Here is a 24803-nt window from a genome sequence, read left to right on the forward strand (position 1 = left end):
CACCTCCCGACAACGCATGCGCGTTTCCTGGTCACACACGTGCCACCTCCGCCTCATCCAGGTGACCCACGTGGTGGCAGGCCACGCCCGCCACGAACTCCGGCAGCACCCGGCACGCCTCGCTCGCCCGTCCGCACCTCGCCGCGAAGGCGCACCCCTCCGGGAGTGCGCCAAGTTCCGGCGGCATGCCTGGGATCGGGGTGAACTCCCGCTCGGGGAGGGCGTTCAGCAGACCGCGGGCGTACGGATGCCTCGGCCCGGGCGCGCCGAAGAACGCGGACGCGTCGGCGATCTCCACCACCCGCCCCGCGTACATCACGGCGACCCGGTCGGCGATCCGCTCGGCCGCCGCCAGGTCGTGGGTGATCAGCATCAGGGCGCGATGGTCCCCGGTGTGACGGCGGAGTTCGTCGACGGTACGTTCGACGAGGTCGCGGTCCAGCCCGGTGGTCGGCTCGTCGGCGAGCAGCAGGGGCGCGTCCCCGACGAGGGCGAGAGCGGTGGCGGCCCGTTGGGCGAGGCCGCCGGACAACTCGTGTGGGTAGCAGTCGAGATGGTCGAGGGGGAAGGCGGCCCGCTCCGCGGCGGCTATCGCGCCTTCCCTGGACGCCCCCGTCAACTCCCTTACAGCCTCGGCGAGTTGGGATCGTACGGTCCGCACCGGCGTGAGGTGCGCCGCGGGACTCTGCGGTACGAGTCCGACGCGCCGCCCGCGGACCTCTCGGGCGAGCACACGCTCGTCGGCGGCCAGCAGATCGAGCCCTTCGCCGCCGAGCAGCGCCGAACCCGCCACCGAGGCGTTGCCCGGCAGCAGGCCCAGCAGTGCGGAGGCGAGCACCGACTTGCCGCAGCCGCTCTCGCCGACGAGGGCCAGGCACTCCCCCGCCGCGAGGTCGAAGGAGACGTCCGTGACGGCCCGTACGTACGCCCGGTCGCGCATCCGGAAACGCACGGAGAGCCCCCGTACCGACAGGACGTTCGCGCCATCGGCTTCCGGTGTCACAGCATCAGCTCCGATCGGCTTCGCGGGTTGAGCCGTTCGCGCCAGGCGCCCGCGAGCCCCGCGATGGCCAGGGTGGCGGCGACGGCGCACAGCCCCGGGAAGAGGGTGGGCCACCAGTCCCCCGCGAGCAGCGAGCCGCGTGCGCTCTGCACCAGCGTGCCGAGGCTGGCCTGATGGGTGGGCAGCCCCAACCCGAGGAAGGACAGGGCGGATTCGTGCCAGACGGCGTGCGGCACCATCAACACGGCGGCGAGTCCGGCCTGGGGCAGTACACCGGGCAACAGGTGCCGTACCGCCACCCGGTAGCGCGAGGCGCCGCCCGAGATCGCGGCGTCGACGTACGGCCGGGAGCGCAGCGAGAGGATCTCCGCGCGGACGATCCGGGCCGTCGACAGCCAGTGGGTGAGCGCCACCGAGACGACGACCGGCCACACCCCGGGCCGGAACATGGCGACGATGAAGATGCCGAGGAGCAGGTGCGGCACGGACGCGAACACGTCCACCAGCCGCATCACCAGCCGGTCGACCCATCCCCCGAACGCGCCCGCGACCGCACCGACGGCCGTACCGACCACGGTGGACACCACGGCCGCCACCACGCCGACCAGCAGCGAGACCCGCAGCCCGTAGACACAGCGCAGCAGCAGGTCCCGGCCCACGTCGTCGGTCCCGAACGGGTGGGCCAGGGACGGCGGTTGGAGCTTGGCAGCCAGGTCCACGGCCTGCTGGTCGAGCTGGACGAGGGGCGGCACGAGCAGCACGGCCAGCACCATCACGGCCACGACGGCCGCCGATCCGCGCACCCGCCACACGCGCGTGGAACGCCGTACGACCGCACGCGTACGCCACACCTCAACCGTCGCACCGGCCTCGGACACCCCCACAGCGCCGGTCGTCCTGGTCGTCTCAGCCATCGAAGCCCACCCTCGGGTCCGCGAGCCCGTACAGCAGGTCCGCGAGGAGGTTTCCCACCAGCACGGCGATCGTGGCGAGCACGGTCAGCGCGGCCAGCAGCGGGAAGTCGACGGCGGTGGCGGCCTCGACGGTCGCCGCGGCGATGCCCGGCCAGCTGAAGACGGTCTCCACCAGCAGTGCGCCGGTGATGAGTTCGGGCACGCGCGAGCCGATGAGTGTGAGCACCGGCAGCATTCCGGAGCGCAGGGCGTGCCCCAACAGGACGGTGCGCTCGGCGAGTCCACGTGCGCGGGCGCCCCGGACGGGGTCCTCCTGGAGTGCGTCGCCGACCCCCTGTCTGACGTACAGCACGAACCAGGGCAGCTGCGAGAGGGCCAACACGCCTGCGGGCAGCACGAGATGGCGTACGACCTGGTCGGCCGTGACGACCGTGCTGCCGGTGTCCGTGAGGCCGCCCGCGGGCAGCACACCCAGTTTCAGGGCGAAGAACCACATCACGAGCAGGCCCAGCCAGAACGGCGGCGCGGCCTCCAGGGTGTACGCGAGCGAGGTGACGGCCCTGTCGGTCCAGCCGCCCGGTCGACGCGCGGCTAGGACGCCGAGCAGGCCGCCCAGGAGGACCGCGACGAGAAAGGCGGCGGAGGCCAGCAGTACGGACCAGCCGACGCGTTCGGCGATCACGTCGGCGACCGGCTGCCGCAGGGCGCTGGAGTCACCTAGGTCGCCCTGCACGGCGGACGTCAGCCAGTTCCACCACCGGGTGACGAGCGGCTCGTCGGCGCCGAGGTTGGCGCGCAATTGGTCGAGGGTGTCCTGCGAGGCGCTGAGTCCGGCAGTGCCCGCGTACGCCTTCACGGGGTCGAACGGCGAGGCCGCGGCGATCGCGAAGACCCCGAACGTGACGATCCCGAGGACGGGGACGGCGAACAGGGCCCGCCGTCCCGCCAGCCGTGCCATGGGACCCCACGGCGGACGGCTCACGGCCGCCAGTCCTCGACGTTCCACCAGGGGCCGGCCGCAAGACCGTGGTCGTGCGGTTCGACCTGCGTGGACAGGTCGCCGAAGCGGTCGTCGACCACATAGAGGTGGTCGATGTGGGTCAGGAAGGTGTAGCCGGGGTTCTTCACCAGCTCGCGCTGCACGGTGTCGTAGGCGGCCTTGCGCTGGGCCCGGTCGCCGCTCTCGCGGCCGGCCTTCAGGGCGCGGTCGACGGTGGCGTTGTCGTACCAGCCCATATTGTTGAAGCCGTCGCCCGCGAGGTCCGACCTGAGGAGCGGGTACTGGTCGAAGTCGGGGTCGGCAGGTGAGCCGCCGCCCGCGAGCACCGCGTCCTTGGGCATGCGCGGCTCGATGACCTCCCAAGTACCTGCCTGGACCTTGACCTCGACGCCGATCTTCTTGGCGTCGGAGGCGTACGCGAGGGCGTGGTCCTGGCGGAGCTTGTCGCCGGAGACGTACCAGAGCGGGAAGCTCGCGCGGACGCCGTCCTTCACGCGGATCCCGTCCTCGCCCGGCTTCCAGCCGGCCGCGTCGAGGACCTTCCGCGCCTTCCTCGGGTCGTACGTCCGCTCGGTGCCCTCGGTGAACCACTCGCTGTCCGTCGGGACGGGTCCGTACGCCACCTTGCCTGCGCCTTCGAGGATTCCGTCGACCATGGCCTGCCGGTCGACCGCGACGTCGAGGGCGCGACGCACGGCGGTGTTCCCGGTGACCTTGTTGCCGGTCGGCAGGGTGACCGTGCGGTAGTCGAAGCTCTTGGCCGCGTACGTCTTCTGGCCCGAGCCCCGGAAAGCCTTGGCGAGGTTCGGCGGGAGGATCGCGCCGTCGAGGTCGCCGGAGCGCAGCCGGGTGGCGCGTACGTCGTCGTCCTTGATGATCGCCATGGTGAAGCGCTCGATCTTCGGAGTGCCGCCCCAGTAACCGGAGTTGGCCTCCAGCACGAGCTGCTCGCCCTTGGACCACTTGGTCAGCTTGTAGGGGCCGGTACCGACGGGCTTGGTCCCGAACGAGCCCGTGTTGACGTCCTGGCCGCTGGCTATGTGCTCGGGCGCGATGGGCAGGACCGTGCGCTCCGCGAAGGGCGCGTAGGGGTACTTGAGCCGGAAGACGACCGTGTCGTCGCCCTTCGCCTCGACGCTCTCGATCGCGTCGAGCTCGCCCTTGGAGGCATTGTTGGTCTTCTCGTCGAGGATCGTCTCGTAGGTGAAGACGACGTCCTTCGCGGTGAACGGCTCGCCGTCGCTGAACTTCACGCCCTCGCGCAGCGCGTAGGTGTACGTGCGCCCGTCGTCGCTCACCTCGGGCAGCGCGGCGGCGAGCGCGGGCTTGAGTTTCAGGTCGGCGTCGTGGGTGAGCAGCCCGTCGAAGATCTTGGAGTTGCCGTCCTTGCCGAAGCCAAGGAGCGGGCTGAGGGTCTCCGGTTCGTAGGCGATACCGACGACGGCCGAGGTCGCCGCATCCCCGCTCGCCCCCTCACCGGGCGCCGAACACGCGGAGGCGACGGTCGCCAGAGCGGCGGCCGTCGCCAGGGTGCCCATGCCTCGTATCGATCGGGCCCTCATACCGCCCCCACCCCTAATGAACATCAACAGTTATTGCGAACAGTTCGCAATTATGCATGATGAGGGACGTGGGTAAAGCGAAGGCCCGCTCCTGTCCGGGGGGTCGGAGCGGGCCTTCGTGCCACAGGCGGGCGTGAATAACGCGAGATCAGGGGGCCTGGAGGTCCACCAGACCGGCCAGTGCCTCGCGGTGGGCGCCCGCGGTGCCGTACGCGATCGAGTCGGCCTTGGCGCGCTTCAGGTAGAGGTGGGCCGGGTGCTCCCACGTCATGCCGATCCCGCCGTGCAGCTGGACCGCCTCCTCGGCCGCGTGCACCGCGACGGGCGCGGCGTAGGCCTGGGCGACGGCGACCGCCACATCGGCGTCCGGGCTCCCGGTGGCCAGCGCGTCGGCCGCGTTGCGGGCCGCGGCACGCGTGCCCACGACCTCCTGCCACAGATGGGCGAGCCGGTGCTTGAGCGCCTGGAAGCCGCCGACCGGACGGTTGAACTGCTTGCGCTCCTTGAGATAGCGGACCGTCTCCGTCAAGCACCAGTCGGCGAGGCCGAGTTGCTCGGAGACGAGCAGCCCGGCTCCGGCGCGCAGGGCACGCCGTACCGCCGGCACGGCGTCCGGGGTGAGGAGGCGCGCCGGGGCCCCGTCGAGGGTGACGGTGGCGACCGGCCGGGTCAGGTCGAGGGAGACCTGCGGGGTGACCGTGACGCCGTCGGCACCGGCGTCCACGGCGTACAGACCTCCGTCCTCCGCCGGCACGAGCAGCACGTCCGCGGCGACGGCGTCGGCGATGCCGGTCAACTCCCCATGCAGGACGCCGCCTTCGTGCCGTACGGACTTGTAGGGCGCCCCGGGCCCGGCGGACAGCGCCACCGCGAGTGCGCCGATCGTGCGGCCGGACGCGAGGGCGGTGAGCAGTTCGGCGGCCTCGTCGGACCCGCATGCCAGCAGCGCCTCGGTCGCGACGACGGCACTCGTCAGATACGGGACGGGGGCGACCGCGCGGCCCAACTCCTCCACGACCACGGCGACTTCGCGATGCGTGGCACCCTGGCCGCCCTGCGCCTCGGGGACGAGGAGGCCCGCGAGACCCATGCCGTCCGAGAGGGCCTTCCACAACTCTGGGTCGTGCGGCCGGTCCGACTCCGTGCGGGCGATGACGCCCGGTGCGTCGCAGTGGTCCGTGAGGAGGTCGCGGACGGCGGCGCGCAGCGCCTCTTCCTCTTCCGAGTACAGCAGATCGGGGGCGCTCATCGGGCGAGGTCCTTCCAGGCGACGTCCTTGTCGGTGCGCGGCTCGGAGGGCAGGCCCAGCACGCGTTCGGCGACGATGTTCAGCAGGACCTCGCTGGTCCCGCCCTCGATGCTGTTGCCCTTGGAGCGGAGGTAGCGGTAGCCGGCGTCACGGCCGGTGAAGTCGACGAGTTCGGGGCGGCGCATCGTCCAGTCCTCGTACAACAGGCCCTCCTCACCGAGGAGTTCGACCTCCAGGCCGCTGATCTCCTGGTTGAGGCGGGCGAACGCGAGCTTCATGCCGGAGCCCTCGGGGCCCGGCTGGCCCGCGACGAGCTGCTGGCGCAGGCGCTCGCCGGTGAGCCGCGCGACCTCGGCCTCCACCCACAGCGTGAGCAGCCGCTGGTGCAGGTCGTGGGTGCGCAGGTCGGGGCGCTCGCGCCAGGTCTTGGAGACCGGGCCGATCATGCCGCCCTCGCGCGGGATGCGCATACCGCCGATGGAGACGCGCTCGTTCATGAGCGTGGTCTGCGCGACCCGCCAGCCGTCGCCGACCTCACCGAGGCGGTGCGCGTCGGGGATGCGGACGTCGGTGAGGAACACCTCGTTGAACTCGGCCTCACCGGTGATCTGGCGCAGCGGGCGCACTTCGACACCGGGGTCGGTCATGTCGCAGATGAAGTACGTGATGCCGCGGTGCTTGGGCGCGTCCGGGTCGGTACGGGCGATGAGGATGGCCCAGCGGGCGAGGTGGGCGCTGGACGTCCACACCTTCTGCCCGTTGACCACCCAGTCGTCGCCATCGCGGACGGCTCGCGTGCCCAGCGCCGCCAGGTCGGAGCCCGCGCCCGGCTCGCTGAACAGCTGGCACCAGACCTCCTCGCCGACCCAAAGGGGCCTGAGGAAGCGGCTCTTCTGCTCCTCGGTGCCGAAGCCGAGGATCGTCGGCGCGGCCATGCCGAGGCCGATGCCGATGCGCCGCGGGTCGTTGTCGGGCGCGCCCGCGGCCTCCAACTCGGCGTCCACGACGGCCTGGAGGGAACGCGGCGCACCGAGTCCGCCGAGACCCACGGGGTAGTGCACCCAGGCGAGACCCGCGTCGAACCGCGCCTTGAGGAAGTCGAGGCGGTCGGTGGTGGCCGGTGGGTGTGCGGCCAGCAACTCCTGTGTGCGGCGGCGCAGTTCGGCCGCGTCGGGTGTCGTGCTCGCGGCGGCGGTCATCCGGCTGCTCCGTCCTCAAGCGCGGGCACCACGGCGACACGGCCGGTGGTGACGCCGTCGGCGACCCGCTGCACCGCGGCGGCGGCCCCGCTCAGCGGTACGCGCTCGCTGACGAGCGGCTTGATCCCGCCCCGGGCGGCCAGCTCGGTCAGTTCCTCGTGGCAGCGCAGGACCAGCTTCGGGTCCTTGGTGTTGTAGAGGCCCCAGTGCAGGCCCAGGATCGAGTAGTTCTTCACCAGCGCATGGTTGAGGCCCGGGCTCGGGATGCTGCCGCTCGCGAAGCCCACGACCACGATGCGGCCTTCGAAGGCCACGACCTTGGTGGACTGCGTGTAGGCGTCGCCACCGACCGGGTCGTAGATCACGTCGGCGCCCCGGCCTCCGGTGGCCTCCTTCACGGCGGCGACGACGTCCTCGGCACGCCGGTCCACGACGACGTCACAGCCCAGCTCACGGGCGACGGCCGCCTTGTCGGCACCGCCCACGACGCCGATGACCTTGGCGCCCGCGGCCTTCCCGAGCTGCACGGCCGCGCTGCCGACCCCTCCGGCGGCAGCGTGGACGAGCAGCGTCTCCCCTGCCTCCAGACGAGCCCGCCGGTGCAGTCCGAACCAGCCCGTCTGGTAGCCGATGTGCAGCGCGGCGGCCTCCGCGTCGTCCAGCGCCTCGGGGGCCGGCAGCATGGCCGCGGCGTCCGCGACGGCGTACTCGGCGAAGCCGCCGTACGGGAGCGCCGGGTTGGCGATGACGCGCCGCCCGTCCTCGGTCTCGCCGCAGATCTCCACGCCCGGCGTGAACGGCAGGGGCGGCCTGACCTGGTACTGCCCGCGGCACATCAGGGCGTCCGGGAAGTTGATGTTCGCGGCGCGCACCTTGAGCAGGACCTGGCCGTCACCGGGCGTGGGCCGCTCCACGTCCTCAAGCCGCATCACCTCGCTCGGCTCGCCGATCTCGTGCACTTGCCATGCCTGCATGCGGTGCCTCCACGGGACTGCTTCGTCTGACCGGGGTCGATTGCATACTAAGCGGTCGCTTGCCGCCCTGGGAACACTCCACGTAGGCCGTTGTCAGTCGTCTTCGCCACGCTTCTTCGGGCGCGCCCGGACATGCATCCGCTCCCCCTGCCGCCCGAAGAGGCTGAGGAACTCCACCGGCCCCTCCCCCGTCGACCCGAACCAGTGCGGCACACGCGTGTCGAACTCGGCGGCCTCCCCCGGGCCGAGTACGACGTCGTGCTCGCCGAGCACCAGGCGCAGCCGTCCGGACAGCACGTACAGCCACTCATAACCCTCGTGCGTCCGCGGGTCCGGCTCCTGCTTCCGCCGCGGTTCGAGCACCTTGTATGCCTGAAGACCGCCGGGCTGGCGGGTGAGCGGCCAGTGCGTACGGCCGTGCATGACGATGGGCTTCGCCGCGCGGATGCGGGGGTCGCCCACCTCCGGAGCCCCGACGAGTTCGTCGAGGGGCACCTGGTGGGCGCGGGCGATGGGCAGCAGAAGCTCCAGGCTGGGTTTGCGCAGCCCGGACTCCAGACGGGACAGCGTGCTCACGGAGATTCCGGTGGCGGAGGACAGACCCGCGAGGGTGGCGCCCCGCTCCTTGCGGATGCGGCGCAGCCGCGGTCCGACCTCCGCGAGGACCCCGTCGGTGTCGGTATCGGTGTCTGCACCGGTGCCGGTACCGGTGTCCGTGCCGGTCCCCTCGTGCTTCTTGTGCTCGTCGCGCTCGCTCATCTCCTCATTGCAGTTTCGGCAAAGATGTTTGTCAATACGGCAGGAGGTGGGCGACCTTCTCAGTGGAGGTGGTCACCATGACCGAGAGGTACGAAGTGGTCGTCGTCGGAGGCGGCGCGGCCGGACTGTCCGCCGCGCTCGTCCTGGGACGCGCACGGCGGAGTGTGCTCGTGATCGACATGGGCGAGCCGCGCAACGCACCCGCCGCCCACATGCAGGGCTATCTGTCGCGGGACGGCATGTCGCCGATGGAGTTCCTCGCCGTGGGACGCGAGGAGATCGCGCGCTACGGCGTCGAACTCGTCCGGGACCGGGCGGTGGACGTGGCCAAGGACGCGGCCGGGGAGTTCGACGTGACGCTCGAAGGCGGGCGCGCGGTGCACGGGCGCAGGCTGGTCGTCGCCACCGGCCTCGCGGACGAGCTGCCGAAGGTTCCGGGGGTCGCCGAGCGCTTCGGGCGGGACGTGCTGCACTGCCCCTACTGCCACGGCTGGGAGGTACGGGACCAGGCCTTCGGCGTGCTCGCCACGACCCCGATGGGCGTCCACCAGGCGCTGATGGTCTCCCAGTGGTCGAAGGACGTGACCCTCTTCCTGCACACGGTCGCCGAGGACGAACTCGCGGACGAGGATCTGCGCAGGCTCGCCGCAGCGGGTGTCGACGTGGTGCCCGGTGAGGTCGCCGGACTGGTCGTCGACGACGACCGGCTCACCGGGATCCGGCTCGCGGACGGCACGACTCACGAGCGCTCGGTCCTGTTCGTGGCGCCCCGGGCCGTCCCGCGGACCGGCCTCCTGGAGCGGCTGGGCGCCGAGCTGCAGGAGACCCCGTTCGGCACGTACGCCGTCGTCGACGCGACGGGTCTGACCAGCGTGCCCGGCGTCTGGGCTGCGGGCAACGCCATCGGATTCGGCGAGCAGGTCGTGAACGCGGCGAGCGGCGGCTACCGGGCAGGAGCCACGATCAACGGCGAACTGCTCTTCACGGACCTCGACGCGGCCGTGGGGGCGTAGACCGGGGCAGATCCGCGGACGCGGGCCGGCCGAGCGCCGCGAGTGCCGTCCGACGGCGTGGCCGGCCGAAGGCGTGGGCCGGGCGCAGACGCGAGGCAGACGCAGACGAGGGCTGGGCGGGCGCGGGCTGGGCGGAGGCCGAGGAACCCGCCGGTGCCGGCCCGCGGGCCGAAGAAGCAGCCGATGCTGGGCGCGGACCCAAGAAGCAGCCGGGCCAGCGCGGGCCAACGACCCTGCCGTGCCGGTGTGGGCCAATGACCCTGCCGGTCCGGCCCGGGCCGAAGACCCATCCATGCCGGTGCGGGCCGAAGACCTCGCCGTGCAGGCGCGGATCGGGCGCCTCCGTTGCACCATGGCTGCATGCTGCTGCACCGGCTCGCCCGTGTGTCCCAGGAGGTCGCCGCCACCTCGGCGCGGTCCCGGAAGACGGCTCTGCTCGCGGAGCTGTTCCGGGACGCCGAGGCGGACGACGTGCCGATCGTCATCCCGTATCTGGCGGGCCGCCTTCCACAGGGGCGGCTCGGCATCGGCTGGAAGATCCTCGGCACACCGGTCCCACCCGCCGCGGAACCCACCCTGACCGTGCGGGAGGTGGACGCCCGCCTCACGGCCCTCGGCAAAGTCTCCGGCACCGGCTCCCAGGCGGAACGGGCGAGACTGGTCGGGGAGTTGATGGGTGCGTGCACCGAGCCCGAGCAGCGGTTCCTGCTCGGGCTGATCGGCGGTGAGGTCCGTCAGGGCGCCCTGGACGCCGTCGCCATGGAGGGCCTCGCCCAGGCGACGGGCGCGCCCTCCGCCGACGTACGCCGGGCGGTGATGCTGGCGGGTTCGCTGCAGACCGTGGCCGAGCGGCTGCTCGCCGACGGACCGGAGGCCCTGGCCGCGTTCCGGCTCACCGTCGGCCGCCCCGTCCAGCCGATGCTCGCGCACAGCGCCTCGTCGGTCACCGAGGCGATCGACAAGCTCGGCGCGTGCGCGGTGGAGGAGAAGCTGGACGGCATCCGCGTCCAGGTCCACCGCGACGGCGACGACGTACGCCTCTACACCCGCACGCTGGACGACATCACGGACCGACTGCCCGAACTCACTTCCGCTGCACGGGAGTTGAAGGGAGAGCACTTCATCCTCGACGGTGAGGTCATCGCGTTCGACGAGGGCGGGCGGCCTCAGTCGTTCCAGGACATCGCCGGCCGCGTGGGTTCCCGCGTGGACGTCGCCACGGCCGCCGAGGCCGTCCCCGTCTCCCCCGTCTTCTTCGACGCGCTCTCCGTGGACGGCCGCGACCTGCTCGACCTGCCGTTCGCGGAGCGCCACACCGAGCTGGCCCGTCTGGTCCCCGAGCCGATGCGCGTACGCCGGACCCTCGTGGCCGACCCGGAGGACGAGCGGGCGCGGGCGGCTGCCGAGCAATTCCTCGCAGACACGCTGAAGCGGGGCCACGAGGGCGTCGTGCTCAAGGGCCTCGACGCCCCCTACAGCGCGGGCCGCCGCGGTGCCTCCTGGCTGAAGGTCAAACCCGTACACACCCTGGACCTGGTCGTGCTGGCCGCCGAGTGGGGACACGGGCGGCGCACCGGCAAGCTCTCCAACCTGCATCTGGGCGCCCGCAATCCGGACGGCTCCTTCGCCATGCTGGGCAAGACGTTCAAGGGTCTGACGGACGTGATGCTGGCCTGGCAGACCGAGCGGCTCCAGGAACTCGCCGTCGAGGACAACGGCTGGGTCGTGACCGTCCGTCCCGAACTCGTCGTCGAGATCGCGTACGACGGTCTGCAGCGCTCCACGCGCTACCCGGCAGGCGTGACCCTCCGCTTCGCCCGGGTCGTGCGCTACCGCGAGGACAAGACCCCGGCACAGGCCGACACCGTGGAAACCCTGCTCGCCGCCCACCCGGAGGTCACCCCGTGACCGCCCCCGCGAAACGCAGCGCGGGCCTGCTCCTGTTCCGCCGCACCGACCACGGCGTCGAGGTGCTCCTGGGACACATGGGCGGCCCCTTCTTCGCCCGTCGCGACGCCGGCGCCTGGACCGTACCGAAGGGCGAGTACGAGCCCGACGAAACGGCCTGGGACGCGGCACGCCGAGAGTTCCAGGAGGAACTGGGGCTCCCGCCTCCCGACGGCGACCCCATCCCCCTCGGCGAGGTCACCCAGACGAACCGCAAGGTCGTCACGGTCTGGGCCATCGAGGCGGACCTGGACGTGACGACGATGGTCCCCGGCACCTTCACGATGGAATGGCCGCCGCGCTCGGGCCGCATCCAGGAGTTCCCGGAACTGGACAGAGCGGAATGGCTGACCCTGGACCGGGCGCGGGCCCTGCTGGTCAAGGCCCAGACGACGTTCCTGGACCGCCTCGCAGAGCAGACGGCCTGAGGGGAGGCGCCCCTTCTATTAGGGCCGCGGGGAACTGCCTTTCAGGGGCGCGGGGAACTGCGCGACCAGCCACGGCGGACCGCACCTCGGATACCGCCCCCGGGACGCCACACATGCCGGGCCCCCGCACGGGTACGCGGCCCCCGTCCGCGTTGCGCCCCGTCCCGCGGAGCGAGATTGTCGAAGTCACAGCCCGTACCAGGAGGTCAAAGCCATGCCCATCGCAACGGTGAATCCGGCGAACGGCGAAACGCTCAAGACCTATGACGCCCTGAGCGCCGAGGAGATCGAACACCGCCTCGCAACCGCGGAGGCGGCGTTCCACACCCACCGCACGACCTCATTCGCCGAGCGCGCACAGCTGCTGCACCGAGCCGCCGACCTCCTGGAAGGCGACGCGCAGGACATCGCCCGCGTGATGACGACGGAGATGGGCAAGCCGGTCAAACAGGCTCGCGCCGAGGCCGCCAAGTGCGCGAAGGCGATGCACTGGTACGCCGACCACGCCGAGAAGCTCCTCGCCGACGAGGAGGGCGACACGGCCGACGCGCAGGACTCCGGCGCCTCCCGCGTCCTCGTGCGCTACCGCCCGCTGGGCCCGGTCCTGGCGGTCATGCCGTGGAACTTCCCGCTCTGGCAGGTGATCCGCTTCGCCGCGCCCGCGCTGATGGCGGGCAACGTCGGTCTGCTCAAGCACGCCTCGAACGTCCCGCAGACCGCCCTCTACCTGGAGGACCTGTTCCGCCGGGCGGGCTACCCGGAGGGCTGTTTCCAGACACTGCTCATCGGCTCGGGCGCGGTCGAGGACATCCTGCGCGACCCGCGGGTCAAGGCGGCCACCCTGACCGGCAGCGAACCGGCGGGCCGCGCGGTCGCCTCCGTCGCCGGGGACGAGGTCAAGAAGACGGTCCTGGAGCTCGGCGGAAGCGACCCCTACGTGGTGATGCCGTCGGCGGACGTCGAACGGGCGGCGCAGGTCGCGGTGACGGCACGCGTGCAGAACAACGGACAGTCGTGCATCGCCGCCAAGCGGTTCATCGTGCACACGGACGTCTTCGACGCCTTCGCCGAGCGCTTCACCGCGGGCATGAAGGCCCTGACGGTGGGCGACCCCCTGGACGAGAACACGGACGTCGGCCCTCTCTCCACCGAACAGGGCCGCGGCGACCTGGAGGAGCTCGTCGACGACGCCGTCGAGAGCGGCGCGACCGTCCTGTGCGGCGGCGAGCGCCCCGAGGGGTCCGGCTGGTACTACCCGCCGACCGTCCTCGCCGACATCACCCCCGAGATGCGCATCCACCTGGAGGAGGCCTTCGGACCGGTGGCGACCCTCTACCGCGCCGCCGATCTCGACGAGGCCGTGGCGATCGCCAACGACACGCCGTTCGGGCTGAGTTCCAACGTCTGGACCCGCGACGAGGCCGAGATCGACCGTTTCGTACGCGATCTGGAGGCGGGCGGCGTGTACGTCAACGGGATGACGGCGTCCCACCCCGCGTTCCCGTTCGGCGGGGTGAAGAGGTCCGGCTACGGGCGTGAGCTGTCCGGACACGGAATCCGAGAGTTCTGCAACATCACCACCGTATGGCACGGAGCGTGAGCGTTCCGGAGCTACGATCCCCACTGTGAACCGCGAAGTGACCCTGCCTCTGATCGTCGACGACCGCGGTACCTTGCAGGTTTCCGCGGCCGACGTGAGCAAGCTCCTGCGAACGATGGGTGGTCGGTGGCTGCATCTGGTGGAGGCGGGGCAGGACGGCCTCGACGAGGACACCGTCGCCGCGCTCACGATCGAGCTCGCGAAGCTCGCCGACCGTATTGACGTGGCGTGCATCGCGCACAGCAGTGGGAGTGCGCCCGGCTAGGAGTCCGCAGGCCGTCTGATTGCTGCGGGTTCGTCGTGGCTGGTCGCGCCCACGCGGCGGAGCCGCACATCGATGCGGCCCCGCGCCCCTTACGGGGCGATCCGCTGGTCCAGTTCCCACAGTGCGTGCCAGAACTTCGTCTCGTAGGTCTGTAGCAGGCGGCCGTAATGGTGGACTTCGCTCTCGTTCAGCCCTCCGGCGTCGAGGCCTCCCTGCACAGCTGCCAGGGCCCTCTGCTCCAGCCCGGGTGCGGGCTCGGCGAAGAAGTCGAAGAAGCCGCAGGGGGCGTCGTCGAAGCCGTAGTGGCGGCGCAGGGAGTCGGCGATCGTGGCGCAATAGCCGCCCCAGGCCGCGAAGTTGGCGCTGAGGGCGAGGACCACCTCGGCCGGTGAGCCGTTGAGGGCCAGCCAGGCGACGTACGCGGGATAGGCCTGGCAGTCGGCGAGGGGCTCGTACGCCGCCTCCCGTGCCATGTCCACGCCGCAGGCCGCCGCGTAGGCACCGAGCCGGTCCTGGGCCAGCGCCTCGCCCTCCGCGAGCATGCCGAAGAAGGCCGCGCACTCGGGACCTGCGGTCGTCCCCGCCGCGGCCGACCGTTCGGCCAGGTGGAGGAACGCGCGGCGGTCCGCCGCGATGACATGGCGCTGTTCGAGGGCCAGTGCCGCGAGCGTGTCGCGGCGGGCCGCGCCCCGGGCGATCAGCGGGAGGAGCCGGTTGGCGTGGGGGTCGGGGGCGAGCTTTCCGGTGGTGCTCTCCAGCAGTTCCCTGGCCGTCCGCGTCATCGCGTACTCCTTCGGTTCGGCTGACTCGCTGACCCTGCGACCAGGGTGCCACGCCGGCCCCGGGTCCCCGATCTGGAGTAATCCGGCGCGATATCCAAGCCCCGGCGGGTGATCGTGGTGGGACCACCCTTCCGCCGAGGAGAGGGAGTTCCCGGCGGGCGAGAGAAGGCGCAGGCACATGGCGACTTTGTGCAGACCCGCGGTCTCCGTTCCGGAATACGTGATCACGATGGAGCAGACGCTGGAGCTGGCGCGCTCCCGTCACCCCGATCACCCCCAGCTGCCACTCGCGCTCCGGCTGATCGAGAACACCGGCGTACGCACCCGGCACATCGTGCGGCCCATCGAGGAAACCCTGAAGCACCCGGGCTTCGAGGAACGCAACAAGGCCTACGAGGCCGAGGCGAAGGCCCGTGTCCCGGCGGTCGTGCAGCGGGCACTCGACGACGCGGGGGTCCTGGCCGCCGACATCGACGTGATCATCTACGTCTCGTGCACGGGCTTCATGATGCCCTCGCTGACGGCCTGGCTGATCAACTCGATGGAGTTCTCCAGCGACACGCGCCAGCTGCCGATAGCGCAGCTCGGTTGTGCCGCCGGGGGCGCGGCGATCAACCGGGCGCACGACTTCTGCACGGCCTATCCCGAGGCCAACGCCCTCATCGTGGCCTGCGAGTTCTGCTCGCTGTGCTACCAGCCGACCGACCTGGGAGTCGGCTCGCTGCTGTGCAACGGCCTCTTCGGCGACGGCATAGCCGCGGCCGTCGTCCGCGGAAGCGGCGGCGAGGGCATCCGCCTGGAGCGCAACGGCTCGTACCTGATCCCCAAGACCGAGGACTGGATCATGTACGACGTCCGGGCCACCGGCTTCCACTTCCTGCTGGACAAGCGGGTGCCGACCACGATGGAACCGCTCGCCCCCGCTCTGCAGGACCTGGCGGGCCTGCACGGCTGGGACGCCTCCGACCTGGACTTCTACATCATCCACGCCGGCGGTCCGCGGATCCTCGACGACCTCAGCACGTTCCTCCAAGTGGCACCGGAGGCCTTCCGGTTCAGCCGGGCGACGCTCACCGAGTACGGGAACATCGCCAGCGCCGTCGTCCTGGACGCGCTGCGCCGGCTGTTCGAGGAGGGCGGCTCCCACCACCAGGCACGCGGACTGCTCGCCGGGTTCGGGCCGGGGATCACGGCCGAGATGGCACTGGGCCGCTGGCACCGTTCAGACGAAGAAACGGCATGACATGACCATGAGCGAAGAGACGACGGCGGCTCCCCCGGTACGGCACTGGCCGGCCCTGGACCTGACGGGGGTCGACTTCGACCCCGTCCTGTCCGAGCTGATGCGCGAGGGCCCCATCAACCGGATCCAGCTGCCCAACGGCGAGGGCTGGGCCTGGCTGGTCACGCGCTACGAGGACGTACGGCTGGTCACGAACGACCCGCGGTTCAGCCGCGCGGAGGTGATCGGCCGCGAAGTCACCCGGCTCGCACCGCACTTCATCCCGCAGCCGAGCGCGATGAACTTCGTCGACAAGCCCGACCACGGCCGTCTGCGAAGGGCGGTGAACACCGCGTTCACCACGCGCGGCATCGAGCGGCTGCGCGCCGGCGCCCAGCAGACGCTGGAGGGGATGGTGGACGAGATGCTGCGGGACGGACCGCCCGCCGACCTCATCGACCGTGTCCTGGCGCCGTTCCCGATCACCGTCATCTGCGAGCTCATGGGCGTCCCGGCCTCCGACCGGCACACGCTCCACACGTGGACGCAGGCGATCCTCTCCTCCTCCCAGGGAGCGAAGGTCAGCGAGCAGGCCAAGCGGGACATGGACGCGTACTTCGGAAAGCTGATCGCCGAGCGGCGCGGCGCGACCGGCGAGGACGTGACCTCGCTGCTGGGCGCGGCGGTGGGCCGGGGCGACATCACCGAGGAGGAGGCGATGGCGCTCGCGGGCCCGATCCAGATCGGCGGCGAGGCCGTCACCAACAACACGGGCCAGATGCTCTACGTCCTCCTCACCCGGCCCGCCCTCTTCGACCGGCTGCGCGACGAGCCGGAGCTGCGCCCGCAGGCGATCGACGAACTGCACCGGTACATCCCGCACCGCAACGCCGTCGGCCTGTCCCGCATCGCCACGGAGGACGTGGTGCTCAGGGGCGTACGGATCAGCAAGGGCGACCCGATCTACGTGTCGTACCTGGCCGCCAACCGCGACCCGGAGGTCTTCCCGGACCCCGACCGGATCGACTTCGAGCGCGGCTCCAACCCGCACCTGGCGTTCGGGAACGGCCCGCACTACTGCGTGGGCGGCATGCTGGCCCGCATGGAGCAGGAGCTGATCGTGAACACGCTCCTGGACCGGATCCCGACGCTGCGTCTGTCCGTCTCGGAGGACGAGGTGCCGTGGCGGCGCGGCGCGCTGATCCGCGGGCCCGAGGCCCTGCCCGTCACCTGGTGACCGCGCTCACGCCGCCGCCCGAAGGCCTGCTGGTCCCGCCCGGTCACGGTCGTACGGTCCGTACCCCGGCCCAGCACGTGACCTTCAAGGTCACCGGCACGCACTCCCGGACGGCGTCCAGCTTCGAGGTCGTCGTCCCGCCGGGCTTCGACGTGGGCGCGCACGTCCACTCGCGCAGCGAGGAGCTGTTCTACGTGCTCGAAGGTGAGCTGGACGTGCTCGCCTTCGAGCCCCTCGTCCGCACACCCGACAACTGGCAGCGCTGGCAGTCCGGTTCGGGCAACCAGGTCGTACGGGCGACACCGGGCACGGTGATCGTCGTACCGCCCGGTTGCCCGCACGCGTTCGCCAATCCCACGGGGAATCCGGCCAAAATGTTCTTCCAGGCGTCCCCGCCACCGGATCACGAGCGCTATTTCGACGAGCTGCTGAAGATCTTGGACGCGGGCGGCCCGCCGGACCACGAGGCGATCGAGGAGCTGCGTTCGAGGTACGACATCGAGCAACTCACGCCTTTGAAGCACCGGTGACCTGGGCGTGCCTTCCTCTTACCGAATCGTCTTACCGAATCGGCATCCCGGAGAGAGTCCGGGCGATCACCAAGCGCTGGATCTCACTCGTACCCTCGAAGATCGTGTAGATGGCCGCATCGCGGTGCATCCGCTCGACCGGGTACTCCCGGGTGTATCCGTTGCCGCCGAGGATCTGGATCGCCTGCCCGGTGACCTTCTTCGCCGTCTCGCTGGCGAAGAGCTTCGACATGGAGCCCTCGGCGGAGGTGAACTGCTTCCCGTTGACGGCCATCCAGGAGGCGCGCCACACGAGCAGCCGCGCCGCGTCGATGGACGTACGCATGTCGGCCAGCTGGAAGGCCACACCCTGGTTGTCGATGATCGGGCGGCCGAACTGCGAACGCGTCTTGGCGTAGTCGAGGGCGACCTCGTAGGCGGCCCGGGCGGTGCCGACCGCCATGGCACCAACGGCCGGGCGGGACGCCTCGAACGTGGCCATCGCGGCGTTCTTCAGCCGCTCGCCGCCGCCGGCCCTGGCCCGCTCACGAGCTCGGGCGAGGCGCTCGTCGAGCTTCTCCTTGCCACCGAGCAGGCACGAGCCGGGGACGCGTACGTCCTCCAGGACGACCTCGGCGGTGTGCGAGGCGCGGATGCCGTGCTTCTTGAACTTCTGGCCCTGCGAGAGGCCGGGCGTGTTCGGCGGGATGATGAAGGACGCGTGGCCCTTGGAGCCGAGCTCGGAGTCGATCACCGCGACCACGACATGGACGTTGGCGATGCCGCCGTTGGTCGCCCAGGTCTTCGTGCCGTTGAGCACCCACTCGTCCTTGGCCTCGTCGTACACGGCACGCGTACGCATCGAGGCGACGTCGGAACCGGCATCGGGCTCGGAGGAGCAGAAGGCGGCGACCTTGACATCGTTGGCATCACCGTACATCTGGGGGATCCAGGTGCCGATCTGCTCCTCGGTGCCGTTGGCGAGGACGCCGACGGCGGCGAGGCCGGTGCCGACTATGGAGAGGGCTATGCCCGCGTCGCCCCAGAACAGCTCCTCCATGGCCATGGGTATGCCGAGGCCGGTGGGGTCGAAGTACTGCTGGGCGTAGAAGTCCAGGGAGTAGATGCCGACCTTCGCGGCCTCCTGGATGACCGGCCAGGGAGTCTCTTCGCGCTCGTCCCATTCGGCGGCCGCGGGGCGGATGACGTCAGCGGCGAACCCGTGGATCCAGTCCCGGACCTCCCTCTGTTCGTCGTTGAGCTCCATGGTGAACTCGGCCATGTCCCCTCCAGCGCTGCATTCATGTGTTACTTGCGGTAACCGTAGCCTGTTACCGGCGGGTAGGAAAAGTCAACTCCCCGTTCCCGCTCGGCAGCCCGTTCGAGGCAGAATCCTGTGTGGGTGTTACGTTGCGCAGGCGTCACCGAATAAGCACGGGTGGGGAGAGCACATGGACACCACACAGCGGACCGATCAACAAAGGTCCGCCGACCGCCGACGGCGCGAGCTGTTGGAGGCCGCCGACCGGGTGGTGCTCCGGGACGGCCCGAGTGCGTCGATGAACGCCATCGCGGCGGAGGCGGGCATCACCAAGCCGATTCTGTACCGCCACTTCGGCGACAAGAGTGGACTGTACGCGGCCCTCGCCAAGCGGCACACGGACGCCCTCCTCGGAGCCCTGCGCGCGGCCCTGGACGCACCGGCCGAGCGCCGGGAACGTGTGGAGGCCACGCTCGACACGTACCTCGCGGCGATCGAGGCACGCCCGCAGGTGTACCGCTTCCTGATGCATCCGTCGGAGGGCGGCCCGCAGAGCGACCAGGGCTTCGACGCCGGGCAGCATTCCGCTCCCCTGCTGCGCCGCATGGGCGAGGAGCTCGCCGAGGTCATCGAGGAGCGCGTCGACCTCGGCCCGGACAGCCAGCAGCTGGCCCGCGTCTGGGGTCACGGCATCGTCGGCATGATGCACGCGGCGGGCGACTGGTGGCTCGGTGAACGCCCTTGCGCCCGTGCGGAGTTGGTCCGCGCGCTGGCCGACCTGTTGTGGGGTCGCCTGGCGGCGGCGGGCGACAAGCTGGGTGGCCCGGCCTTTTAGCGTTCCGCCGGATGTGCGGTTCGTTTGCTGCGGGGCGGTGGGGGCTGGTCGCGCAGTTCCCCGCGCCCCTAAAAGCAAAAGATTGCGCCGTTCCCCGCGCCCCTGAAGGGGCGCAGGGAGCCACCCCTCACCGACCCCAAGAGGCCCTACCCGCCTGCCACATCACCTTCCGGCGGCGCCACCCGCGGACCCGATCCACGTACAGCCCGCCGTCGAGGTGATCGCACTCGTGCTGAAGGCATCGGGCGAACCATCCTGTGCCGTGGATCCGCACGGGTTCACCGTCCATGGTGAACCCCTCCACCACGGCGTGGTCGTACCGCTCGGTGCCCGCCTCCAGCCCGGGCAGCGACAGGCACCCCTCGGGCCCCCGCAGCACCAGCCCGTCCGCCTCGACGAGCCGTGGATTCACCACGTGGCCCACATGCCGCCGCTCGTCGTCGTCGGGGCAGTCGTATACGAAGACCCGCAACGATTCTCCGACCTGGTTCGCGGCAAGACCGACGCCCTGCGCCGCATACATCGTCGAGAACATGTTCTCGACCAGCCGCGCCAGTTGAGGCCCGAACTCCGTGACTTCTTCACACCGTGTGTGCAACACGGGGTCGCCGAGCAAAGACAGAGGAAGAACGCGCCCTCGGGCGCCCGGGATCGAGCCGTGTCGCATGGCGGCAAGGGTACGGTCCTCAATGTCGCGCAGGTGCCGCGGTGGTGCCGCGATTCGGGCCGGTGAGTGGATCTCGATAGGCTGAGGGCCACACGTTGCCGGGAGCAGGGCGCGGCGCCGTACGCAAGGAGGATCGGGAACTGATGGCAGGCAACTCGGACCCGCTGTCGCCGCGGGCCAAGCTGGCCGTGACGGCGGGCAAGGCGGTCGCAGCGGCGTCACGCGCCGCGGGCCGTGGCAGCGGATCGGTGATCGGCGGCCGGGTGGCACTCAAACTCGACCCCGACCTCCTGGCCAGTCTGGCCCAGCACCTGGACGTCATCCTGGTGTCGGCCACCAACGGCAAGACCACCACGACGCGGCTGATCGCGGAGGCGCTGCGCGCGGCGGGCCCCGTCGTCTCGAACGCGCTGGGGGCGAACATGCCCGCCGGCATCACGTCCGCGCTGGCCGGCGGCTCGGAATCGCGGTACGCGGTCATCGAGGTGGACGAGAAGTACCTCTCCGGTGTGGCGCGGGACACGGATCCCAAGTGCATCGCCCTGCTCAACCTCTCCCGCGACCAGCTCGACCGCGCGGCCGAGACCCGCATGATGGCCGAGCACTGGCGTGAGGGCCTTGCGGGCTCGAAGGCCGTCGTCGTGGCCAACGCGGACGACCCGCTGGTCGTGTGGGCCGCGTCCTCCTCGCCGAACGTGGTGTGGGTGGCCGCCGGCCAGATGTGGAAGGACGACGCCTGGTCCTGCCCGTCCTGCGGCGGTGTGATGCAGCGCCCCGGCGACGACTGGTTCTGCGGCGACTGCGGTTTCCGCCGTCCCACGCCGAGTTGGGCGCTCTCCGGCGACCACGTCCTGGACCCGCACGGTTCGGCCTGGCCGATCCACCTCCAGCTGCCGGGCCGCGCCAACAAGGCGAACGCCGCGTCGTCGGCGGCCGTCGCCGCCGTCTTCGGCGTGCCTCCGCAGGTCGCCCTGGAACGCATGTACCAGGTGCAGGCGGTGGCCGGCCGCTATGACGTCGTCCAGTTCATGCAGCGCGACCTGCGCCTGCTGCTCGCCAAGAACCCGGCGGGCTGGCTGGAGACGTTCTCGCTGATCGACCCGCCGCCGACCCCGGTGATCCTTTCGGTGAACGCGCGCGGCGCCGACGGCACCGACACCTCCTGGCTGTGGGACGTCGACTACACGCAGCTGACCGGCCACCCGATCTTCGTGCTCGGCGACCGGAAGCTGGACCTGGCCGTCCGTCTCGAGGTGGCGGGCCAGCAGTTCCAGGTCTGCGAGAACCTCGACCAGGCCGTGCAGATGGCACCGCCCGGCCGCATCGAGGTCGTCGCGAACTACACCGCTTTCCAGGACCTGCGGCGTCGTGTCGGCAACTGAACCCCGGAGGACCAAGAGAATGAGTGACAACAGCCTGCGGCTGGTGTGGATCTACCCGGACCTGCTGAGCACGTACGGCGACCAGGGCAACGCCCTCGTCGTCGAGCGCCGGGCCCGGCAGCGCGGTCTGGACGTGGCCCGTCTCGACGTACGCAGTGACCAGCCGATCCCCACCTCCGGTGACATCTATCTCATCGGCGGCGGCGAGGACCGGCCGCAGCGGCTCGCGGCCGAGCGGCTGCGCCGCGACGGCGGTCTGCACCGCGCGGTCGGCAACGGCGCGATCGTCTTCTCGGTCTGCGCCGGCTACCAGATCCTCGGCCACGAGTTCATCAACGACCTCGGTCAGCGCGAGCCGGGTCTCGGTCTGCTCGACGTGCACTCCACGCGCGGCGAGGGCGAGCGGTGTGTCGGTGACGTGCTGGGCGACATCGACGCGCGGCTGGGTCTGCCTCCGCTCACCGGCTTCGAGAACCACCAGGGCATCACGCACCTCGGCCCCACGGCCCGCCCGTTCGCGAACGTGCGGCTCGGCAAGGGCAACGGCACGGGCGACGGCACGGAGGGCGCGTACAACGACACGGTCTTCGGCACGTACATGCACGGGCCCGTGCTCGCCCGCAACCCGCTGATCGCGGACCTGCTGCTGAAGCTGGCCCTCGACGTCAACGCGCTGCCGCCGATCGACGACCGCTGGTACGAGGCGCTGCGCTCGGAGCGCATCGCGGCTGCTCAGCAGCCCGCCTGACCTCACGGTCAGGGCCCGTCTGGCGGGGCGTCCGCTCACCTGTGCGGGGACGTCCAGCAGGCGGACGCACGATGCGGACCCGCCCCCTGCCGCCGGTAGGGTGGCGGCGTCCCGCCGGACAGCGTGGTCCGGTTCCCGGCCCACGTTGAGAAGGTATTTCGGGCTATGCGTATTGGTGTCCTCACGTCCGGCGGCGACTGCCCCGGCCTGAACGCCGTCATCCGGTCCGTCGTACACCGTGCCGTCGTCGACCACGGCGACGAGGTCATCGGCTTCCGCGACGGCTGGAAAGGCCTCCTGGAGTGCGACTACCTCAAGCTCGACCTCGACGCGGTGAGCGGCATTCTGGCTCGCGGCGGCACCATCCTCGGCTCCTCCCGCGTCCAGCCTGCGCATCTGCGTGACGGTGTGGAGCGGGCCAAGGGGCATGTCGAGGAGCTCGGGCTCGACGCGATCATCCCGATCGGCGGCGAGGGCACGCTCAAGGCGGCCCGACTCCTGTCGGACGGCGGCCTGCCGATCGTCGGTGTGCCGAAGACCATCGACAACGACATCGCGGTCACGGACGTCACCTTCGGCTTCGACACGGCCGTCGGTGTCGCGACCGAGGCCCTGGACCGGCTGAAGACCACCGCCGAGTCCCACCAGCGCGTCCTGATCGTCGAGGTCATGGGCCGCCACACCGGGTGGATCGCCCTGCACTCGGGCATGGCCGCGGGCGCGCACGCCATCGTCGTGCCCGAACGGCCCTTCGACATCGAGGAGTTGGCCGCGAAGGTCGGCGAGCGGTTCTCGGCCGGGAAGAGGTTCGCGATCGTCGTCGCGGCGGAGGGCGCGAAGCCCCGCGAGGGCACGATGACCTACGACGAGGGCCGCAAGGACGTCTACGGGCACGAGCGCTTCGCGGGCATCGCCCGGCAGCTCTCCATCGAGCTGGAGGAACGCCTCGGCAAGGAGGCCCGTCCGGTGATCCTCGGGCATGTCCAGCGCGGGGGGACGCCCACCGCTTACGACCGGGTGCTCGCGACCCGCTTCGGGTGGCATGCGGTGGAGGCCGTTCACCGGGGCGAGTTCGGAAAGATGACGGCTCTCCGCGGGACCGACATCGTGATGGTGTCTCTGGGTGAGGCCGTGGAGACGCTGAAGACGGTTCCGGACGAGCGGTACGCCGAGGCGGAGTGCGTTCTCTGACCACTGCCGAAAGAACCTGCCCCCGGCCGCAAGGCTCGCCGGGGGCAGTTCTAGTCTGGGTGCGGACAGACAGCGCAACTTGTACGAAACAGGAGCCGGCGGATGGATCACAGCGGGCACGGCACGATGATGGATCTGCCGCCGTTCACGCTGGGGCGGGGGCTCGCGTGGTCGCCGGACCCGTTCTTCCTCGTGGCCTGCCTCCTGGGGCTCGCGCTGTACGGGTGGGGTGTGGTGCGGCTGGTCCGGCGCGGTGACGCCTGGCCGGTCGGGCGGACGGTGTCGTTCGTCATCGGTGTCCTGAGCGTCATGCTCGTGCTGTGCACCGGCCTCAACGACTACGGCATGGTCATGTTCAGCGTGCACATGGTGCAGCACATGGTGATCAGCATGCTGTCGCCGATCCTCATCCTGCTCGGCGCGCCCATCACGCTCGCCCTGCGCGCACTGCCGACGGCCGGGCGCGACCGCAAGGGGCCGCGCGAGCTGCTCCTGATGTTCCTGCACAGCCGGTTCATGCGGATCGTCACGCATCCGGCGTTCACGATCCCGCTGTTCATCGCGAGCCTGTACGCCCTGTACTTCACGCCGATCTTCGACTTCCTGATGGACTCCAAGACCGGCCACATCGCGATGATGTGCCACTTCCTCGCCGTCGGCCTGGTGTTCTTCTGGCCGATCATGGGCGTCGATCCCGGTCCGCACCGGCCCGGCTATCTGATGCGGATGCTGGAGCTGTTCGCGGGCATGCCGTTCCACGCGTTCTTCGGCATCGCCCTGATGATGGCGTCCGAGCCGATGGTCCAGACGTACAAGAACCCACCCTCCTCGCTAGGCATCGACGCGCTCGCCGACCAGACCGCGGCCGGCGGTATCGCCTGGGCGTTCAGCGAGATCCCGTCCGTGCTGGTGCTCCTCGCGCTGCTCTTCCAGTGGCACCGCTCCGAGGAGCGGCAGGCACGGCGCTCGGACCGGGCCGCCGACCGTGACGGCGACAAGGAACTCGAGGCCTACAACGCCTATCTGGCCTCACTCAACGCACGCGGTCACTGAGCC

General features: G+C 70.8%; 24 protein-coding genes. 13 read left to right on the forward strand and 11 right to left on the reverse strand.

Annotation, left to right across the window (positions count from 1 at the left end):
- Positions 1 to 31 precede the first annotated feature (31 nt).
- The 8 genes from ACN20J_RS08700 to ACN20J_RS08735 all read right to left on the reverse strand — a co-directional run bounded on the left by ACN20J_RS08700 (position 32) and on the right by ACN20J_RS08735 (position 8660).
- Positions 32 to 940 (reverse strand): ABC transporter ATP-binding protein, encoded by a 909-nt coding sequence (locus tag ACN20J_RS08700; protein WP_419668860.1) that lies wholly within the window; start codon positions 938 to 940, stop codon positions 32 to 34.
- A gap of 59 nt (positions 941 to 999) precedes the next feature.
- Positions 1000 to 1917 carry an ABC transporter permease gene (locus ACN20J_RS08705; protein WP_361908596.1) on the reverse strand — a complete coding sequence of 306 codons (918 nt, stop codon included), beginning with the start codon at positions 1915 to 1917 and terminating at the stop codon, positions 1000 to 1002.
- The gene (locus ACN20J_RS08710; protein WP_189843918.1) at positions 1910 to 2875 is read right to left on the reverse strand and encodes an ABC transporter permease; all 966 of its coding nucleotides are present in this window, start codon (positions 2873 to 2875) and stop codon (positions 1910 to 1912) included. Before ACN20J_RS08710 ends, ACN20J_RS08705 begins: the two co-directional genes overlap by 8 nt.
- Positions 2876 to 2895: 20 nt before the next feature.
- Positions 2896 to 4479, reverse strand: coding sequence for an ABC transporter substrate-binding protein (locus tag ACN20J_RS08715; protein ID WP_419665654.1), 1584 nt, complete (start codon positions 4477 to 4479; stop codon positions 2896 to 2898).
- Positions 4480 to 4627: 148 nt separating this feature from the next.
- The gene (locus ACN20J_RS08720) at positions 4628 to 5728 is read right to left on the reverse strand and encodes an acyl-CoA dehydrogenase family protein (RefSeq protein WP_419665655.1); all 1101 of its coding nucleotides are present in this window, start codon (positions 5726 to 5728) and stop codon (positions 4628 to 4630) included.
- Positions 5725 to 6927, reverse strand: coding sequence for an acyl-CoA dehydrogenase family protein (locus tag ACN20J_RS08725; protein ID WP_190231681.1), 1203 nt, complete (start codon positions 6925 to 6927; stop codon positions 5725 to 5727). Before ACN20J_RS08725 ends, ACN20J_RS08720 begins: the two co-directional genes overlap by 4 nt.
- On the reverse strand, positions 6924 to 7901 hold the full coding sequence (locus ACN20J_RS08730; protein ID WP_190231682.1) for an NADPH:quinone oxidoreductase family protein: 978 nt from the start codon (positions 7899 to 7901) through the stop codon (positions 6924 to 6926). Before ACN20J_RS08730 ends, ACN20J_RS08725 begins: the two co-directional genes overlap by 4 nt.
- Before the next feature lie 93 nt (positions 7902 to 7994).
- A complete protein-coding gene (locus tag ACN20J_RS08735) occupies positions 7995 to 8660 on the reverse strand; it encodes a helix-turn-helix domain-containing protein (RefSeq protein WP_246575574.1) in 666 nt (221 codons plus the stop codon).
- Between the two features lie 77 nt (positions 8661 to 8737).
- On the opposite strand from ACN20J_RS08735, the gene ACN20J_RS08740 reads away from it, so the two are divergent.
- The 5 genes from ACN20J_RS08740 (at position 8738) to ACN20J_RS08760 (ending at position 13913) form a co-directional block, all read left to right on the forward strand.
- Positions 8738 to 9673, forward strand: coding sequence for an NAD(P)/FAD-dependent oxidoreductase (locus ACN20J_RS08740; RefSeq protein WP_190231683.1), 936 nt, complete (start codon positions 8738 to 8740; stop codon positions 9671 to 9673).
- Positions 9674 to 10033: 360 nt separating this feature from the next.
- Complete coding sequence (locus tag ACN20J_RS08745) at positions 10034 to 11581, forward strand: ATP-dependent DNA ligase (RefSeq protein WP_190231684.1); 1548 nt, start codon at positions 10034 to 10036, stop codon at positions 11579 to 11581.
- On the forward strand, positions 11578 to 12048 hold the full coding sequence (locus ACN20J_RS08750) for an NUDIX domain-containing protein (RefSeq protein ID WP_189843920.1): 471 nt from the start codon (positions 11578 to 11580) through the stop codon (positions 12046 to 12048). Before ACN20J_RS08745 ends, ACN20J_RS08750 begins: the two co-directional genes overlap by 4 nt.
- Positions 12049 to 12262: 214 nt before the next feature.
- Entirely contained in the window at positions 12263 to 13648 is a 1386-nt protein-coding gene (locus tag ACN20J_RS08755; protein WP_361992194.1) for an NADP-dependent succinic semialdehyde dehydrogenase, read from the forward strand.
- Positions 13649 to 13673: 25 nt separating this feature from the next.
- On the forward strand, positions 13674 to 13913 hold the full coding sequence (locus ACN20J_RS08760) for a DUF6213 family protein (protein ID WP_361992197.1): 240 nt from the start codon (positions 13674 to 13676) through the stop codon (positions 13911 to 13913).
- Positions 13914 to 14002: 89 nt separating this feature from the next.
- On the opposite strand, the gene ACN20J_RS08765 is transcribed toward ACN20J_RS08760, so the two are convergent.
- Entirely contained in the window at positions 14003 to 14695 is a 693-nt protein-coding gene (locus ACN20J_RS08765; protein ID WP_361992200.1) for a transcriptional regulator, read from the reverse strand.
- 178 nt (positions 14696 to 14873) lie between these two features.
- Between ACN20J_RS08765 and ACN20J_RS08770 the strand changes: the two genes are divergently transcribed.
- The 3 genes from ACN20J_RS08770 to ACN20J_RS08780 are packed head-to-tail and all read left to right on the forward strand — an operon-like array spanning position 14874 to position 17684.
- Positions 14874 to 15938 carry a type III polyketide synthase gene (locus ACN20J_RS08770; RefSeq protein ID WP_190231687.1) on the forward strand — a complete coding sequence of 355 codons (1065 nt, stop codon included), beginning with the start codon at positions 14874 to 14876 and terminating at the stop codon, positions 15936 to 15938.
- Between the two features lie 7 nt (positions 15939 to 15945).
- Positions 15946 to 17154: a cytochrome P450 gene (locus tag ACN20J_RS08775; RefSeq protein ID WP_361908622.1), complete on the forward strand. Its 1209-nt coding sequence runs from the start codon at positions 15946 to 15948 to the stop codon at positions 17152 to 17154.
- Complete coding sequence (locus tag ACN20J_RS08780) at positions 17151 to 17684, forward strand: cupin domain-containing protein (protein WP_189843812.1); 534 nt, start codon at positions 17151 to 17153, stop codon at positions 17682 to 17684. Before ACN20J_RS08775 ends, ACN20J_RS08780 begins: the two co-directional genes overlap by 4 nt.
- A gap of 31 nt (positions 17685 to 17715) precedes the next feature.
- On the opposite strand, the gene ACN20J_RS08785 is transcribed toward ACN20J_RS08780, so the two are convergent.
- Positions 17716 to 18945 (reverse strand): acyl-CoA dehydrogenase family protein, encoded by a 1230-nt coding sequence (locus tag ACN20J_RS08785; RefSeq protein ID WP_055617069.1) that lies wholly within the window; start codon positions 18943 to 18945, stop codon positions 17716 to 17718.
- A gap of 169 nt (positions 18946 to 19114) precedes the next feature.
- Between ACN20J_RS08785 and ACN20J_RS08790 the strand changes: the two genes are divergently transcribed.
- A complete protein-coding gene (locus ACN20J_RS08790) occupies positions 19115 to 19759 on the forward strand; it encodes a TetR family transcriptional regulator (protein ID WP_143642952.1) in 645 nt (214 codons plus the stop codon).
- Between the two features lie 127 nt (positions 19760 to 19886).
- On the opposite strand, the gene def is transcribed toward ACN20J_RS08790, so the two are convergent.
- Positions 19887 to 20426, reverse strand: coding sequence for a peptide deformylase (def, locus tag ACN20J_RS08795; RefSeq protein ID WP_190231689.1), 540 nt, complete (start codon positions 20424 to 20426; stop codon positions 19887 to 19889).
- A 143-nt stretch (positions 20427 to 20569) separates the two neighbouring features.
- Here def and ACN20J_RS08800 point away from each other — a divergent pair, with 143 nt between their 5' ends.
- From ACN20J_RS08800 to ACN20J_RS08815, 4 genes are all read left to right on the forward strand, one after another.
- Complete coding sequence (locus tag ACN20J_RS08800) at positions 20570 to 21808, forward strand: MurT ligase domain-containing protein (RefSeq protein WP_055617072.1); 1239 nt, start codon at positions 20570 to 20572, stop codon at positions 21806 to 21808.
- 19 nt (positions 21809 to 21827) lie between these two features.
- Positions 21828 to 22556: a type 1 glutamine amidotransferase gene (locus ACN20J_RS08805; RefSeq protein ID WP_055617073.1), complete on the forward strand. Its 729-nt coding sequence runs from the start codon at positions 21828 to 21830 to the stop codon at positions 22554 to 22556.
- Positions 22557 to 22721: 165 nt separating this feature from the next.
- Positions 22722 to 23747 carry a 6-phosphofructokinase gene (locus ACN20J_RS08810; RefSeq protein WP_055617074.1) on the forward strand — a complete coding sequence of 342 codons (1026 nt, stop codon included), beginning with the start codon at positions 22722 to 22724 and terminating at the stop codon, positions 23745 to 23747.
- Between the two features lie 102 nt (positions 23748 to 23849).
- Entirely contained in the window at positions 23850 to 24800 is a 951-nt protein-coding gene (locus ACN20J_RS08815) for a cytochrome c oxidase assembly protein (RefSeq protein WP_189843814.1), read from the forward strand.
- Positions 24801 to 24803: the final 3 nt, after the last annotated feature.

The organism is Streptomyces sp. 2-1 (assembly GCF_048564895.1).
GTDB classification, from domain to species: domain Bacteria; phylum Actinomycetota; class Actinomycetes; order Streptomycetales; family Streptomycetaceae; genus Streptomyces; species Streptomyces phaeochromogenes.